The 15980-nt window shown below is 68.9% G+C and carries 12 protein-coding genes and 2 tRNA genes; 10 read left to right on the top strand and 4 right to left on the bottom strand.

Annotation, left to right across the window (positions count from 1 at the left end):
- Window positions 1-229: 229 nt before the first annotated feature.
- Complete coding sequence (locus ACIQM4_RS17080; RefSeq protein ID WP_401591969.1) at window positions 230-1048, top strand: Fpg/Nei family DNA glycosylase; 819 nt, start codon at window positions 230-232, stop codon at window positions 1046-1048.
- 124 nt (window positions 1049-1172) lie between these two features.
- On the top strand, window positions 1173-2303 hold the full coding sequence (locus ACIQM4_RS17075) for a PP2C family protein-serine/threonine phosphatase (RefSeq protein WP_401591967.1): 1131 nt from the start codon (window positions 1173-1175) through the stop codon (window positions 2301-2303).
- 72 nt (window positions 2304-2375) lie between these two features.
- Here ACIQM4_RS17075 and ACIQM4_RS17070 read toward each other — a convergent pair whose 3' ends face one another.
- Together ACIQM4_RS17070 and ACIQM4_RS17065 are read right to left on the bottom strand one after the other, a co-directional pair.
- Window positions 2376-3578 (bottom strand): cation:proton antiporter, encoded by a 1203-nt coding sequence (locus tag ACIQM4_RS17070; RefSeq protein WP_401591965.1) that lies wholly within the window; start codon window positions 3576-3578, stop codon window positions 2376-2378.
- A 305-nt stretch (window positions 3579-3883) separates the two neighbouring features.
- Window positions 3884-5002, bottom strand: a complete 1119-nt coding sequence (locus tag ACIQM4_RS17065) for an acyltransferase family protein (RefSeq protein WP_401591963.1) — start codon at window positions 5000-5002, stop codon at window positions 3884-3886.
- Between the two features lie 318 nt (window positions 5003-5320).
- Between ACIQM4_RS17065 and ACIQM4_RS17060 the strand changes: the two genes are divergently transcribed.
- Window positions 5321-5515, top strand: coding sequence for a hypothetical protein (locus tag ACIQM4_RS17060; RefSeq protein ID WP_401591961.1), 195 nt, complete (start codon window positions 5321-5323; stop codon window positions 5513-5515).
- 234 nt (window positions 5516-5749) lie between these two features.
- On the opposite strand, the gene ACIQM4_RS17055 is transcribed toward ACIQM4_RS17060, so the two are convergent.
- A tRNA-Gly gene (locus ACIQM4_RS17055) sits at window positions 5750-5820 on the bottom strand.
- A gap of 156 nt (window positions 5821-5976) precedes the next feature.
- Here ACIQM4_RS17055 and ACIQM4_RS17050 point away from each other — a divergent pair.
- The 5 genes from ACIQM4_RS17050 to clpX all read left to right on the top strand — a co-directional run bounded on the left by ACIQM4_RS17050 (window position 5977) and on the right by clpX (window position 10777).
- A tRNA-Pro gene (locus tag ACIQM4_RS17050) sits at window positions 5977-6053 on the top strand.
- 192 nt (window positions 6054-6245) lie between these two features.
- Entirely contained in the window at window positions 6246-7649 is a 1404-nt protein-coding gene (tig, locus tag ACIQM4_RS17045; RefSeq protein WP_401591959.1) for a trigger factor, read from the top strand.
- A gap of 312 nt (window positions 7650-7961) precedes the next feature.
- Window positions 7962-8579 (top strand): ATP-dependent Clp protease proteolytic subunit, encoded by a 618-nt coding sequence (locus ACIQM4_RS17040; RefSeq protein ID WP_401591957.1) that lies wholly within the window; start codon window positions 7962-7964, stop codon window positions 8577-8579.
- A 48-nt stretch (window positions 8580-8627) separates the two neighbouring features.
- Window positions 8628-9308, top strand: coding sequence for an ATP-dependent Clp protease proteolytic subunit (locus tag ACIQM4_RS17035; RefSeq protein ID WP_401592351.1), 681 nt, complete (start codon window positions 8628-8630; stop codon window positions 9306-9308).
- A gap of 170 nt (window positions 9309-9478) precedes the next feature.
- Complete coding sequence (gene clpX, locus ACIQM4_RS17030; RefSeq protein WP_401592349.1) at window positions 9479-10777, top strand: ATP-dependent Clp protease ATP-binding subunit ClpX; 1299 nt, start codon at window positions 9479-9481, stop codon at window positions 10775-10777.
- A gap of 99 nt (window positions 10778-10876) precedes the next feature.
- Here clpX and ACIQM4_RS17025 read toward each other — a convergent pair whose 3' ends face one another.
- Window positions 10877-11836 (bottom strand): hypothetical protein, encoded by a 960-nt coding sequence (locus tag ACIQM4_RS17025; protein WP_401591955.1) that lies wholly within the window; start codon window positions 11834-11836, stop codon window positions 10877-10879.
- A 137-nt stretch (window positions 11837-11973) separates the two neighbouring features.
- On the opposite strand from ACIQM4_RS17025, the gene ACIQM4_RS17020 reads away from it, so the two are divergent.
- Window positions 11974-14595 (top strand): valine--tRNA ligase, encoded by a 2622-nt coding sequence (locus ACIQM4_RS17020; RefSeq protein WP_401591953.1) that lies wholly within the window; start codon window positions 11974-11976, stop codon window positions 14593-14595.
- Window positions 14596-14779: 184 nt separating this feature from the next.
- Window positions 14780-15934, top strand: a complete 1155-nt coding sequence (locus ACIQM4_RS17015) for a sensor histidine kinase (RefSeq protein ID WP_401591951.1) — start codon at window positions 14780-14782, stop codon at window positions 15932-15934.
- Window positions 15935-15980: the final 46 nt, after the last annotated feature.

Here is a 15980-nt window from a genome sequence, read left to right as displayed (position 1 = left end):
CTGATCGCGCAGTTCCCCGCGCCCCTGAAGGGGCCGTCTCACTTCGTGCGGGTGGGTGGGGGCTGGGCGCGCAGTTCCCCGCGCCCCTATGGGGCGCCCCTGAGCGAGGGCGGACCGTGCGGGCGCGTCGTGGCTGGTCGCGCAGTTCCCCGCGCCCCTGAAGGGGCCGCCCCACTGCCCGCAGGGCATGCACGTGCATCTACTCACCTCACCCCCCCCGGGAGCCCCCGTGCCCGAAGGTCACACCATTCATCGCCTCGCGCACGAGTACGCCACCCGCTTCACCCCCGCCCCCGCGGTCCAAGTCACCAGCCCCCAAGGAAAGTTCGCCGATTCCGCCGCGCTTCTGGACGGTCACCCGCTCACCTCCACCGAGGCCCACGGCAAGCACCTCTTCCTCGGCTTCGGCCCGCTCGGCTGGGTGCACATCCACCTCGGCCTCTTCGGCAAGGTCTCCTTCGAGAACACGGTGCGCGCCGCACCTGCCAAGGCCGACACGATCCGGCTCAACCTCGCGACCCCCACCGCTTCCGCCGCCCTCCGCGGCCCCACCACCTGCGCACTGATCACCGACGCCGAGAAGCTGGCCGTCGAGGACCGGCTGGGTCCCGACCCCCTGCGGGCGGACGCCGACCCCGACCGTGCCCTGCGCCGCATCCGTGCCTCCCGGGCCCCGATCGCCGCTCTCCTGATGGACCAGAAGGTCGTCGCGGGCGTCGGCAACGTCTACCGCGCCGAAGTCCTCTTCCGGCACGGCATCGACCCGTACACCCCGGGACGCGACCTCACCGAGGAGCGGTGGACGGCGATCTGGCGGGACCTCGTCGCGCTCATGCACGAAGGCGTCCGGCTGAACCGGATCGACACCGTCCGCCCCGAGCACACCCCCGAGGCCATGGGCCGCCCGCCCCGCAAGGACGACCACGGCGGCGAGGTGTACGTCTACCGCCGCGCCGGCCTGCCCTGCCTCCTCTGCGGCACCGAGATCCGCACCGCGGGCCTCGCCGCCCGCAACCTCTTCTGGTGCCCGACCTGCCAGCACGCGTAGATCTTCTCACCCGCACTGCGTACGGCCGAGCATGACAAGCCAGTCATTTCGAACGTGCTGTCATGGGGGTCCCCCTGCGGAGGAACCTCCCGGGTGGATAGGGTCCACGGCAATGAGCGGACCCGTGAGAGTCGATTCGTACACGGCCCGGCTGCGCAAATCCGCGCACCGGGTCCGCATCGGGCTGCGCCGCTCCGGGGTCGACTACTTCCGCGGCGACGGCTCCGACTGGATCGCCCTCGCGGCGCTGCTCCTGACCGTCCCCGCCATCGCCTTCGGCACGGTCGTGACACCGGTGTGGATAGCCCCCGCGATGCTGGTGCTGCCCATCGTCGCGGGCGGCCTGCTGCTGCGTCCCGTCAGCCTGCTCGGGCTGTACGCGGCCGCCGCGACGGCCCTGATCGGCGAGTCCGTGGTGCTCGGCCCGTACACCCGGGGGCCGGCCACGGTCACCCCGGGCACCGTCCTGACCGTGGCGGCCTGCGGCTTCTTCGGGCTGGTCATCGCCCAGTTCAGGGCCCGGGTCGGAGTGCCGTGGAGACGCGGCGGCACCATGCTCTTCGACCTGCGCGAACGCATCCGGGTACAGAGCGCGCTGCCGCAGCTCCCCAAGGGCTGGCACCGTGAGATGGCGCTGCGCCCGGCCGGCGGCCAGTCCTTCTCCGGCGACTTCGTCGTCGCCGCCCGCACCAACGGCGGGCGCACCCTCGAAGTGGTCCTCACCGACGTCTCGGGCAAGGGCATGGACGCGGGCTCCCGCGCGCTGCTGCTGTCCGGCGCCTTCGGCGGCCTGCTCGGCTCGCTGCCGCCGCACGACTTCCTGCCCGCCGCCAACGGCTACCTCCTGCGCCAGGACTGGGACGAGGGCTTCGCCACCTCCATCCACCTGGTCCTCGACCTGGAGACGGGGGAGTACGAACTGCTCTCCGCCGGCCATCTGCCCGCCCTCCAACTGCACGCGGGCAGCGGACGCTGGGAGGAGAAGTCGGGCGAGGGCCCCCTCCTCGGTGTCTACGACGGCGCCGAGTTCGACCCCGGCAAGGGCGTGCTGGCCCCCGGAGACGTCCTGATGCTCTTCACGGACGGCCTGGTGGAGGCCCCCGGGCGGGACATCAGCGAGGGCGTCGACCGGCTGACCGGCGAGGCCGACCGCTACGTGGCGGCGGGCTTCGAGGGAGCCGCCTGGCATCTCATCGAGGCCGTCGCCAAGGACGTCAACGACGATCGCGCCCTGCTGCTGCTCTGCCGCAACTGACGCCCGCCCGGAACGCGACGGGCCCGCCGTCGCCTCCAGCCGGAGGCGACGACGGGCACCAGGTGCGGTCGCTCAGCGCGCGGCCGACGGTTCCTTCTCCAGCGGGACGCGCGGTGCGTCACCCGGCGGCAGGTCCCTGTCCCGGCCGGGCAGGATCCGCGCCAGCCAGTGCGACTGCCCGGCGGCCAGTGGCCCCAGGACGGCCAGCAGCAGCACGTATCCGGCGATGAAGGGCGACAGCCGCTCGTCGAGCCCGGCCCCCGCCGCCATCGTCGCGAGGATCAGCGCGAACTCGCCGCGGGCGAGCAGCGTGGTGGAGATGTTCGCGGCGGGCCCCGCCCCGAACCCGTAGATCTTCGCGGCACTCACCCCCGCGATCACGTTCATCACCAGCGTCACCGCGACGGCGGCCAGTACGGGCCACAGCACCGTCGGCAGGTCGCCGGGGTCGATGGACAGCCCGAACGCGAAGAAGAAGATCGCGCCGAACGCGTCCCGCAGCGGATGCACCAGCTTCATGATCCGCGGCCCGGACGACGTGCTGCCGAGCATCAGACCGACCATGAACGCGCCGATCGCGTCCGCCACCCCGAACCACTCGGAGACGCCCGCCACGAAGACGGCCGCACCGAGGAAGGAGATGACGAGCAGCTCGTTGTCCTTGGTGGCGATGAGCCTGCCGGTGACCTTCGTGCCGAAACGGGCCGCCAGCGCCAGGAGCAGCAGGAACCCGAACGCCTTGCCCGCGTCCACGGACGCGGCGGCGAGGCTGTCCGCGCCGGACAGGATGGGCTGGAGCGCGGCCAGGTACAGGGCCAGGAAGATGTCCTCGACGACGATGATGCCGAGGATCGGCTTGGTCTCGCCGTTCCCGATCCGCCCCAGGTCCACCAGGACCTTGGTGACGATCGCGGACGAGGAGATGCCGAGCACGCCGGCCAGCACCAGCGCCTCGGAGGTGCCCCAGCCGAGCGCGAAGCCGAAGCCGAGTCCCGCGCCGACGTTCAGGGCGAGATACGTACCCCCGGCGAGCGCCATCTTGCGCCCGCCCTCCTTGAGGTCGTCGAGATGAAATTCCAGGCCGAGGTAGAAGAGCAGCAGGACCAGGCCGAGCGCGGAGAGCATCTCCAGGTCGTGCGGGTCCTTGAGGAGCACCCACCCCGGGGTGTGCGGGCCGAGCAGGATCCCGGCCAGGATGAACAACGGAATGGTCGGCAGGCCGATCCGGCCGCCGAGCCGGGCGAGTACGGCGGCGGCGAGAAAGGCGCCGCCCATGGCTATGAGGGTGTCTGCGTGTCCGATGGGGCCGTTCCTCCTGTGGCGTCGGGGTCGTCAGAGCGTCGGGATCGTCAAAGAGGTGAGGGTCAAGAGCGCGTCAAGAAACCATCAGTAATTAGTTTACCGAACGTTTTACGTAGCAAGTAGTGCCGCGTGTCACTGGGCCCGTTCACTGAGAGCCCCGTCGCTGAGAGCTCGTTCGCTGGGAGCCCGTTCACCGAGAGACCTCCCGCGGAACCCGTGCACGCAACGCGAAGGGGCCGGGGTGCACTGCACCCCGGCCCCTTCCGTATGCCCGACGGCTACGAGCTCTTGCTCTTGCGGAACGCCCATGACAGATCCGGCTCCGCCACCACCCGCAGCGCCCGCCGCACCGGTGGCGTGCACAGCACCGTCACCAGCGACACCGCGCCCACCGTGGTCGCGATCCGCCCCAGCGGGGTGTCCAGGTGGAAGGTGTCCACCCAGCCCGCGTAGCTCGCGTACTTGATCACGAAGCCGTGCAGCAGATAACCGCCGATCGTGCCCGCGCCCAGCACCGTGAACCACATCCGCCGCCTTGGCACCCAGGCAAGGAAGCAGGCGGTCAGCAACAGCGCCGCACCGAACATCGCGAGCGTCATCAGCACCCCCACCCACCAGGGCTGGACCATCTCCTGCGCGGCGCGGTTGCGGTACACCCAGTCCAGCTGGGTGCGCGGCGCCGCCCAGTACAGGAACACCGCGGACACCCCGAACACCGGAATCGCCGCCCACCGCACCGACCACCGCTGCACCAGCCGGAAGTGTTCGGGACGCAGCCGCAGGCCCAGCACGAAGAACGGCAGGAACTGAAGCACCCGCTGCACCGACAACTGTTCGTGAATGCCCGGCGTCACCGACGCCGCCACCGCGATCAGCAGCGAGATCTGCACCGGCCACCGGATCGCCATGAACAGCGGGGTCAGCAACCGCCAGACAAACAGCGACATCAGGAACCACATCAGGAACCACGGCGACAACAGCCGCGGCGTCACCGTCGAGTCCTCCATGACCGCGAAGAAGACCGCGTACGCCGTCTGGAAGACCAGGTAAGGCACGACAACGCTCGAAACAAGCCGCATCAGTTTGTGCGGACGCATGTCGAACGACCGTGAGAAATAGCCGGAGATCAGAATGAAGGCCGGCATGTGGAAGACGTACACGAGCATGTAGAGCGCCTCGGTGGCCCGGCTCCCCGCGAGGACGAGGGGCCACGAGTGCCCCACCGCGACCAGCACGATCGCCAGGTACTTCGCGTTGTCGAAGTAGGCGTCCCGGCCGCCCTTGCCCGGTGCGGGCGCAGTGGACCTACCCGGAGTAGGGGCGGGCCGCAGGGCGGGCACCGGTTCCGTCAGCGGAGGCAGCGGGGCCCTCTGTTGCGTCTGGGGAGGCTGGAGCATTTGAGGCACCCTAGTGGTGTCAACGACGATCCGTCACGTGTCCCGCCTCCTTCGTTCGGGAGCCACCCGAGCGGCCCCACGACGCCCCCGCGACCGCGCGGCGGCAATCCCGCAGCGTACGAGCAGGTGCGCCACGGCGGACGAGATGACTAACCACAGCCAAGATCACGTCAAAATCCGGCCATCGTGGCCCATCAACAGTGCGTCACCGGGCAGTCAGTGATGGGGTGTTGGTGGCACGATGGCCTGGCGGGGGAAGCACTGGGCCGTGTGTCCCCGGGCCGGCAAGGCGGACCGACCAAGGGTGTGTGATCAGTTGTGGCCATTTCACTGTCAGTGGTACTGCTGTTGGCGGTCGTCCTCGTGGTGTTGATACGGGGCAAGTCGCTCAAGGCGGGACCCGCTCTCGTCGCGGTGCTCTTCGGGTTCTTCCTCGCCTCGACCGGCATGGCGGACGACATACAGAGGTTCCTCAACTCCCTTGCCAGCACCCTCAACAACATCAGGTTCTGAGGGCCGGCACCGGGTTGAGGAAGAAAACCGGCGCGTGCGGCAGAAGACGCGAAGAGGCAGAAGCGCGCGCGAAGTTCGCGAAATGTGTGCGAACTCTACGAACTGCGCGGACTCTACGAACTGCGCGAGCTCTACGAACCGTGCGAACTCTACGAACTGTGCGAAGTGGCGCGAGAAGACCGGAAAAAGACCTCCGGCCCGGCGAGTGAACTCGCCGGGCCGGAGGCCGTGCAGAGCGGGCGACGGGAATCGAACCCGCGTAGCTAGTTTGGAAGACTAGGGCTCTACCATTGAGCTACGCCCGCACACGCACCGTACGGACGCCGGAGCGACCGAGGTACGGACAGCATCGTAGCGGGTCCGGGAGCGTGGATGCACACCCGTTGCCGCCGGCCGGCCGACCGGCACCGCACGGCGGCCTGCGCACGGCCCGCGGGCATGTACCCTACGTGTCGCACCGACGGGGTGTGGCGCAGCTTGGTAGCGCGTCCGCTTTGGGAGCGGAAGGTCGTCGGTTCGAATCCGGCCACCCCGACCAGCACGATCCTTGTCCCGGTCCCTGCCGGGACGGTCCGAGGTCCGCCCACAAGATCGCATTGTGGGAGCACGTCAGCTTGCCGTTACTATGCAGGTTGCGTGCCCGTGTGTCTGATACCGGGCTCGATCAGCAGGACCGCCCACTGAGCGGTTCGGCAGAACCCAAGAAGTCAGCCACCAAGGAGACCGAACCGTGAAGAGCGCCGTGGAGACCCTGAACCCGACCCGGGTTCGGCTCAGCATTGAGGTGCCCTTCGAGGAGCTCAAGGACAGCCTCGACGCGGCGTACAAGAAGATCAACCAGCAGGTCACGGTGAAGGGCTTCCGCAAGGGGAAGATCCCGAACCGAATCATCGACCAGCGGTTCGGCCGTGGCGCTGTTCTGGAGGAGGCCGTCAACGACGCCCTCCCGAAGTTCTACACCGAGGCCGTCAACGAGGGAGAGCTGAACCCGCTGGGTCAGCCCGAGGTGGACATCACGGAGCTGAAGGACGGCGAACTGCTGGCCTTCACCGCCGAGGTCGACATCCGCCCGTCGATCGAGATCCCGGACTACTCCGGCATCGAGGTCGAGGTTGACGCCGTCACCGTCTCCGACGAGGACGTCGAGAAGGCCGTCGAGGACCTGCGTGGTCGCTTCGCCTCCACCAACCCGGTGGAGCGCGCCGCCGAAGACGGCGACGTCGTCACGATCGACCTTGAGGCCAAGGTCGACGGCGAGGTCCTGGAGGACGGCGTGGCCGAGGGTGTCTCGTACACCATCGGCTCCGGCGAGCTCCTCGAAGGCATCGACGAGGCCGTCAAGGGCCTGGAGGCCGGTGGCGAGGCCACCTTCACCTCCCAGCTCAAGGGCGGCTCCGCCGAGGGCAAGGAGGCGGAGGTCACCGTGAAGGTGTCCGCCGTCGCCGCCCGCGAACTCCCCGAGCTGGACGACGAGTTCGCCCAGATGGCGAGCGAGTTCGACACGCTGGAGGAGCTGACGGCCGACAGCCGCAAGCGCCTTGAGAACATGAAGCAGTACGACCAGGCCACCCAGGCCCAGGAGCGCGTGCTCGACAAGCTCATCGAGCTCGTCGAGGTCCCGATCCCCGAGAACCTCCTCGCGGACGAGGTCAAGACCCGCAAGCACAACCTGGAGCACCACCAGCTCGGCCAGATGGGCATCGACCTTCCGAAGTACCTGGAGATCCAGGGCAAGACCGAGGAAGAGTTCGACGCCGAGACCTCCGAGCAGGCGATCAAGGGCATCAAGACCCAGTTCATCCTCGACGAGCTGGTCAACAAGGAGAAGCTGAACGTCAACCAGGAGGAGCTCACCGAGCACCTCATGCGGCGCGCGCAGTCCTCCGGCATGTCCCCCGACCAGTTCGCCCAGGCCGTCGTCGAAGGCGGCCAGGTCCCGATGCTGGTCGGCGAGGTCGCCCGCGGCAAGGCGCTCGCGGTGGTCGTCGAGGCCGCCACGGTCAAGGACACCAACGGTGAGCTCGTCGAGCTCGACGACGACGAGGACGAGGCCACCGAGACGGCCGACGCCTCCGCCGACGCCGGGTCCGCCGACGGCGAGGCCGAGGTGAAGGACGCCGCCGAGGCCAAGTAGAGCCCCGGCAGCACCCGCTCAGACCCTGAGCAACGACGAAGGGCCCGGACGCACCACTCGCGTCCGGGCCCTTCGTCGCACCGCCCGGCGGATCCCCCCGCCGCCGGGCACCGCGGCCCGCCCGTGGCCCGCGGCGGGCCCGTACACCTGATCCCCCGACCTTGCGCTCCCAGCGAACAGTTCCGGAAGCGGGATGGCGTTGTCCTACCTGCGCGTTAGGGTCCATGAGTAGGCGGGTTGGGTGGGACACCCGACTCCCCGTACAAAGACGCTGAGACGGCCGGAGCCGTCAGAGACGAGCAGGTGGAATACGTGACGAATCTGATGCCCTACGCCGCCGGCGAGCAGTTCCTCGGTGGAGGCCTCGGCGACCAGGTTTACAGCCGACTGCTTGGCGAGCGCATCATCTTCCTCGGCCAGCAGGTCGACGACGACATCGCCAACAAGATCACGGCGCAGCTCCTCCTCCTGGCCGCCGAGCCGGAGAAGGACATCTACCTCTACATCAACAGCCCCGGCGGGTCGGTCACGGCCGGCATGGCGGTCTACGACACCATGCAGTACATCCCGAACGACGTCGTGACGATCGGCATGGGCATGGCGGCCTCGATGGGGCAGTTCCTGCTGACCGGCGGCGCGGCCGGCAAGCGCTTCGCGCTGCCGAACACCGACATCCTGATGCACCAGGGCTCGGCCGGCATCGGCGGTACGGCCTCGGACATCAAGATCCAGGCCCAGTACCTCCTCCGTACCAAGACGCGCATGGCGGAGATCACCGCCCGGCACTCCGGCCAGACCGTCGAGACGATCATCCGCGACGGCGACCGCGACCGCTGGTACACCGCCGAGGAGGCCAAGGACTACGGCCTCATCGACGAGATCATCTCCGCTGCTTCGGGTGTTCCGGGCGGCGGCGGCACCGGGGCCTGAACCCCGCCTGCCACTGCTCCGTACCCTCGCCCCATGAACGCCACCAGGATGGTGAACACCCACATGAGCAACTTCTCCGCACCTGCCAACGGCCTGTACACGGGTCCGCAGGTGGACAACCGCTACATCGTGCCGCGCTTCGTCGAGCGCACCTCGCAGGGTGTCCGTGAGTACGACCCCTACGCGAAGCTCTTCGAGGAGCGCGTGATCTTCCTCGGCGTGCAGATCGACGACGCGTCCGCCAACGACGTCATGGCGCAGCTGCTGTGCCTGGAGTCGATGGACCCCGACCGCGACATCTCGATCTACATCAACTCGCCCGGCGGCTCATTCACGGCGCTCACCGCGATCTACGACACGATGCAGTTCGTGAAGCCCGACATCCAGACGGTCTGCATGGGCCAGGCCGCCTCCGCCGCCGCCGTCCTGCTCGCCGCGGGCACGCCGGGCAAGCGCATGGCGCTCCCCAACGCCCGTGTGCTGATCCACCAGCCGTCCTCGCAGACCGGCCGCGAGCAGCTCTCCGACCTGGAGATCGCGGCCAACGAGATCCTGCGGATGCGTACCCAGCTGGAGGAGCTGCTCGCGAAGCACTCCACCACGCCGATCGAGAAGATCCGCGACGACATCGAGCGCGACAAGATCCTCACGGCCGAGGACGCCCTGGCGTACGGCCTGGTCGACCAGATCGTCTCGACCCGCAAGACCACGGCCTCGGCCGCGGCCTGAAGCCCCGGCCGAGTGAAGTAACGGGTCCTGCCCACCCCTTGGCACGGTGCACGTCATCGTGAACCGTGCCAAGGGGGGCCCGAACGGGGGGTCAGGCAAGGTACCGTCGAAGTTTGAGGCACCAGGAGTCGCTGCACCAGGCGGCTTCCCAGGCGAAGGGGATTCACCTCGTGGCACGCATCGGTGACGGCGGAGACCTGCTGAAGTGCTCGTTCTGCGGAAAGAGCCAGAAGCAGGTGAAGAAGCTCATCGCAGGTCCCGGTGTGTACATCTGCGACGAGTGCATCGATCTCTGCAACGAGATCATCGAGGAGGAGCTCGCCGAGACGAGCGAGGTGCGCTGGGAGGAACTCCCCAAGCCTCGTGAGATCTACGAGTTCCTGGAGGGGTACGTCGTCGGGCAGGAGCCCGCGAAGAAGGCCCTCTCGGTGGCGGTCTACAACCACTACAAGCGCGTCCAGGCCGGTGAGAACGGCGGCGGGGCCAGCCGCGAGGACGCGATCGAGCTCGCCAAGTCCAACATCCTGCTGCTCGGCCCGACCGGCTCCGGCAAGACGCTGCTCGCGCAGACACTCGCCCGGATGCTGAACGTGCCGTTCGCGATCGCGGACGCCACGGCACTCACCGAGGCCGGGTACGTCGGCGAGGACGTCGAGAACATCCTGCTGAAGCTGATCCAGGCGGCGGACTACGACGTCAAGAAGGCCGAGACCGGGATCATCTACATCGACGAGATCGACAAGGTCGCCCGCAAGAGCGAGAACCCGTCGATCACCCGCGACGTCAGCGGCGAGGGCGTGCAGCAGGCGCTCCTGAAGATCCTCGAAGGCACCACGGCCTCCGTGCCTCCGCAGGGCGGACGCAAGCACCCGCACCAGGAGTTCATCCAGATCGACACGACGAACGTGCTGTTCATCGTGGGCGGTGCGTTCTCCGGCCTGGAGAAGATCATCGAGTCGCGGGCCGGCGCCAAGGGCATCGGCTTCGGCGCGACGATCCGCTCCAAGCGGGAGATCCAGGCGAGCGACCAGTTCTCGGAGATCATGCCGGAGGACCTGGTGAAGTTCGGGATGATCCCCGAGTTCATCGGCCGCCTCCCGGTCATCACCTCCGTGCACAACCTGGACCGCGAGGCCCTGCTCAAGATCCTCGTCGAGCCGCGCAACGCACTGGTGAAGCAGTACCAGCGCCTCTTCGAACTCGACGGCGTGGAGCTGGACTTCGACCTTCCGGCGCTGGAGGCCATCGCCGACCAGGCGATCCTGCGCGGCACCGGGGCGCGCGGTCTGCGCGCCATCATGGAGGAGGTCCTCCAGTCGGTGATGTACGAGGTGCCCTCCCGCAAGGACGTCGCCCGGGTCGTCATCACCGAAGAGGTCGTCCACTCCAACGTCAACCCGACCCTGGTGCCGCGCGAGCCGCGCATCATCGGGAAGAACGAGGGCGGGCGGCACGAGAAGTCCGCGTAAGCGGCACGCCCGCAGAAGACAGCGGCACGCACGGAGAAGTGTGACGGCGCCCGGCAGGTCCAGGAGGACCCGCTGGGCGCCGTCACGTGCGCGCCCTGCCTACTTCGGTACGCGGGCGGCCGTGCGGAACTTCGCCGCCAGTGCGGCGGTGTCCTCCAGGGAGGGTGCGCCTCCGGCCACCGCCAGCGCCGGGTCGACCGGCGAGACGTAACCGAGGGTGCTGTGGTCCACCCAGATGCACATGCTGGACTTGAGGACCTTGCCCTCCGCGCCGGGCAGCCCGGAGATCGTGGTCGTCATGGGACGGCAGCGCATCAGCGCGTTCTGAAGCCCGTCGGGCTCCATGTCCTGCGCGGGGCCGAACTCGACCTTGTACGGGTTGTCCTTGTCCTTCGGCTGCTGGCTGCTCTTGTCCTGCTCCGCGAACATCTTGTCGAGGGTGGCCCGGGGGTCCTGGATGTCGCCGTAGATCCCGATGACCGAGACGTTCTTGGAGGTCTTCGGGTCCTTCCCCGTGGTGTAACCGGCGCTCGCGTTCTGCGGGTCGGTGACACCCGACTTGGCCAGCTCCTGCGTGCCCTCCTTGTCGGGGGTGGCCGAGTCCTGCTCTCCCTGGGCGGGCTGCTTCTTGTACTCACCCACCGCCTCCGGCATCACCAGCTTGTGCGGGCCGTCGTCCTCAAGACCGCCGCCGGCGCCCAGGAAGAAGTACGCCCCGGCACCGGCTGCGGCGACCACGACCACCGCGAGGCCGATGATCAGACCGGTCTTCTTCTTTTTCGGCTCCGGCCCCCCGGGGAACTGCTGCTGGCCGTACTCCTGCTGTCCGTAGTGCTGCTGTCCGTACGGGTTCGGCTGCTGCTGCTGTCCGTACGGGTTCGGCTGCTGGGGCTGCTGCGGGTAGCCGTAGCCCTGCGGCGGCGGGGCCTGCTGCGGGTAGCCGTATCCGGGCTGGCTCTGCGGCTGCTGCGGCTGCTGCGGTTGGCCGTAAGGGCCCGGCTGTCCCCCGTAGGGGTTCGGCTGCCCGCCGCCGTACGGACCGGGCTGGTTGTAGCTCATGTACGGGGTTCCCCTCCGGATACTTATGCGTCCCGAACATCCTGTCGGACGGCTGCGCCGGGAGGGTCCGCGGGTGCCGGACCGTTACGTGGGAAACGCGTTTCGAAGCGGTGGTCGCGGGCCCTTAAACTGGCCGCGTGACCGAGAACTCTCAGACTCCGCAGCCCGCAGCCACCTCCGAACTGCCGACGACGTACGCGCCGGCCGCCGTAGAGGGGCCGCTGTACGAGCGCTGGGTAGAACGCGGTTACTTCACCGCCGACGCGAAGAGCGACAAGCCCGCGTACACCGTCGTCATCCCCCCGCCGAACGTCACCGGCAGCCTGCACCTGGGCCACGCCTTCGAGCACACGCTGATCGACGCCCTCACCCGCCGCAAGCGCATGCAGGGCTACGAGACGCTGTGGCAGCCCGGCATGGACCACGCGGGCATCGCCACCCAGAACGTCGTCGAGCGTGAGCTCGCCAAGGACGGCAAGTCCCGCCACGACCTGGGCCGTGAGGCGTTCGTCGAGCGTGTCTGGCAGTGGAAGGAAGAGTCCGGCGGCCAGATCTCCGGCCAGATGCGCCGCCTCGGCGACGGCGTCGCCTGGGACCGCGAGCGCTTCACCATGGACGAGGGCCTGTCCGTCGCCGTGCAGACCATCTTCAAGAAGATGTACGACGACGGCCTGATCTACCGTGCCGAGCGCATCATCAACTGGTGCCCGCGCTGTCTGACGGCCATCTCCGACATCGAGGTCGACTACCAGGACGACGACGGCGAGCTCGTCTCCATGATGTACGGCGACGGAGACGACACCATCGTCGTTGCCACCACCCGCGCCGAGACGATGCTCGGTGACACCGCCGTCGCCGTCCACCCCGACGACGAGCGCTACGCCCGCCTCATCGGCAAGCAGATCAGGCTGCCGCTCACCAACCGCAGCGTCCCCGTCGTCGCGGACACCCACGTCGACCCGGTCTTCGGCACCGGCGCCGTCAAGGTGACCCCGGCGCACGACCCGAACGACTTCGCCATCGGCCAGCGCCACGACCTGGAGACCATCCAGGTCCTCGACGAGCGCGGCATCATCATCACCCCCGGCCCCTTCCAGGGCCTGGACCGCTTCGAGGCCCGCTCCGCGATCGTCGCCGCCCTGCGCGAGGACGGCCGGATCGTCGCCGAGAAGCGCCCGTACGTCCACTCCGTCGGCCACTGCTCCCGCTGCAAGACCACGCTGGAGCCGCGCCTGTCGATGCAGTGGTGGGTCAAGGTCGAGACGCTCGCCAAGGCGGCCGGCGACGCCGTCCGCGACGGCCGCGTCAACATCCACCCCGCCGACCTGACTCCGCGCTACTTCGACTGGGTCGACAACCTCAACGACTGGTGCATCTCGCGCCAGCTCTGGTGGGGCCACCGCATTCCCGTCTGGCACGGCCCGAACGGCGAGATGGTCTGCGTCGGCCCGAACGACGAGGCACCGACCGGTGAGGGCTGGCACCAGGACACCGACGTCCTCGACACCTGGTTCTCCTCCGGGCTGTGGCCGTTCTCGACCATGGGCTGGCCGGAGCAGACCGAGTCGCTGGAGAAGTTCTATCCGAACTCCGTCCTGGTCACCGGCTACGACCTGATGTTCTTCTGGGTCGCCCGGATGATGATGTTCGGCCTGTACGCCATGGACGACGTCCCGTTCCGCACCATCGCCTTCCACGGCATGGTCCGCGACGAGACCGGCAAGAAGATGTCGAAGTCCAAGGGCAACGTCGTCAACCCGCTGGACTGGATGGACAAGTACGGCTCCGACGCCGTCCGCTTCACCCTGGCCCGCGGCGCCAACCCCGGCGTCGACGTCCCGATCGGCGAGGACTGGGTCCAGGGCTCGCGCAACTTCGCCAACAAGATCTGGAACGCCACGCGCTTCGCGCTGATGAACGGCGCGACGGTCGAGGGCGCGCTGCCCCCCGCCGAGCAGATGACCGCCACCGACCGCTGGATCCTCTCCCGGCTCAACACGGTCGTCGCCCAGGTCGACGCGCTCTACGACGACTACCAGTTCGCCAAGCTGTCCGACGCCCTCTTCCACTTCGCGTGGGACGAGGTCTTCGACTGGTACGTCGAGCTGTCCAAGACGACGTTCTTCGCGGAGGGCGAGCAGGCGAAGGTCTCCGCCCGTGTCCTCGGCGAGGTCCTCGACGTCACCCTGCGGCTGCTGCACCCGGTCGTCCCCTTCGTCACCGAGACCCTGTGGACGACCCTCACCGGCGGCGAGTCCCTCGTCGTCGCCGACTGGCCGAAGGACTCGGGCTTCCGCGACCAGGGCGCCGAGCGGGAGATCGAGCTCGTCCAGCAGGTCGTCACCGAGGTCCGCAGGTTCCGCTCCGACCAGGGCCTGCAGCCCGGCCAGAAGGTCCCCGCCGAGCTCACCCTGACCGGCACGGCCCTGGCCCCGCACGAGGCCGCCATCCGCCAGCTGCTGCGCCTCCAGCCGGCCGGTGAGGGCTTCCACGCCACCGCGTCGCTGCCCGTCGCGGGAGCCACGGTCGCGCTCGACCTCTCCGGCACCATCGACGTCGCCGCCGAGCGCAAGCGCCTCACCAAGGACCTGGAGGCCGCCAAGAAGGAGGTCACCCAGGCGCACGCCAAGCTCGGCAACGAGGCCTTCCTCGCCAAGGCACCCGACAACGTCGTGGACAAGATCCGCGGCCGGCTGAGCAAGGCCGAGGCCGACATCACGCGCATCACCGCGCAGCTGGAGGCCCTGCCCGCCCAGTAGGCGCGACAGGTACGTCACCGAGGGCCCCGCACCGACCGACCGGTGCGGGGCCCTCGCGCACTCCTGTCATGGGGCCCGGCCCAGATCCGCCCGGCTCAAACCCGGTTGAACGAGTGCCGCAAATCACTATTAACGGGACAGAAGCCCAGCGAATCAGGGCGAAAGTCCCGGCATCATGGAACGTATGCACGACAAGCCCACCGCCTCGCCGGTATCCCGGGCCTGGGCGGCGGGCCGGCGCTGGGCGGACGGCCGCACCGTCCACCGGCGCACCCTGGACCTGCTGGTCCCCCTGATGTGCTTCGCCCTGATGCTGCTGGACGTGCCCGGCCTCGCCGAGGCCGACAACTCCCTCAACAGCGTCTCCGCGACCCTCGTCCTCGCACTCGGCGCGAGCTCCCTGCTGCTGCGCCGCCGCTTCCCCTGGATCCCCTACCTCGTCGCGCTCGGCCTGCTCGGCTGGCTGCACGAACTGACCCTGATGCAGTTCGCGCTCTACAAGGTCGGCCGCTACCGGGGGCGCACCGCGGCAGCCCTCGCGACGGTGGGGTACGTGGCCTTCTCGTACGTCCTCTTCCTGCTCCAGCGGTGGCCCGAGAAGCAGGCCGACACCCTCATGGAGTTCCTGAGCATCATCGTGCCCATCGGAGTCCTCGCGGCCGGCGTCGGTGTCGCCGCGAACCGGCAGGACCTCGTACGGGAACTGGAGGTGCAGAAAGGGCGCACCGACGCCCTCCAGGCCGTCCAGCAGGAACGCCTGTCGGTGGCACGCGACGTGCACGACTTCGTGGGGCGCGAACTCACCCTGCTCGCCGTACGCGCCGAGGTACTGGCCGTACGGGCACGCGGCGAGGCCCACCAGAAGGACTTCGACGAGCTGTCCGAGACGGCCCGCAAGGCACACCGCATCCTCAACGAGATCATCGTGCAGCGCGCCCAGGAACGCGACGCCACCCCCGGCATCGACGCCCTGGCCGTGCTCGCCGACGAGGGGCAGCGGGCCGGCAGCCCCGTGGTGCTCGACATCGACGCACGGGCCGGCGAGCTCTCCCCGCTGCGCCAGGCAGCCGTCCACCGGGTCGTCCAGGAGTGCCTGACCAACGCCGTCAAGCACGCACCCGGCCAGGCGGTACGGGTGCGGATCGCGCTCGACGGCGTTCACCTGCGCATCGAGGTGTGCAACGAGGTGCCCAGCGCACTGCCCGCCAGGCAGCCCGTGTCGGCCGGCACCGGCACCTTCTCGATGGAGGAACGGGTGCAGTCCATGGGCGGCACGCTGCGGGCGGGCCACCACGACGGGACCTACCGGGTCGTCGCGGTGCTGCCCGCAGGGGTCTGAGGCCCCGCCCCGGTCCGTCGTGCCCCGGTCCGTCGTGCCCCGGTCC

Source organism: Streptomyces sp. NPDC091272 (genome assembly GCF_044757485.1).
Taxonomy (GTDB): domain Bacteria; phylum Actinomycetota; class Actinomycetes; order Streptomycetales; family Streptomycetaceae; genus Streptomyces.
This window is presented reverse-complemented; position numbering and strand designations above follow the sequence as displayed.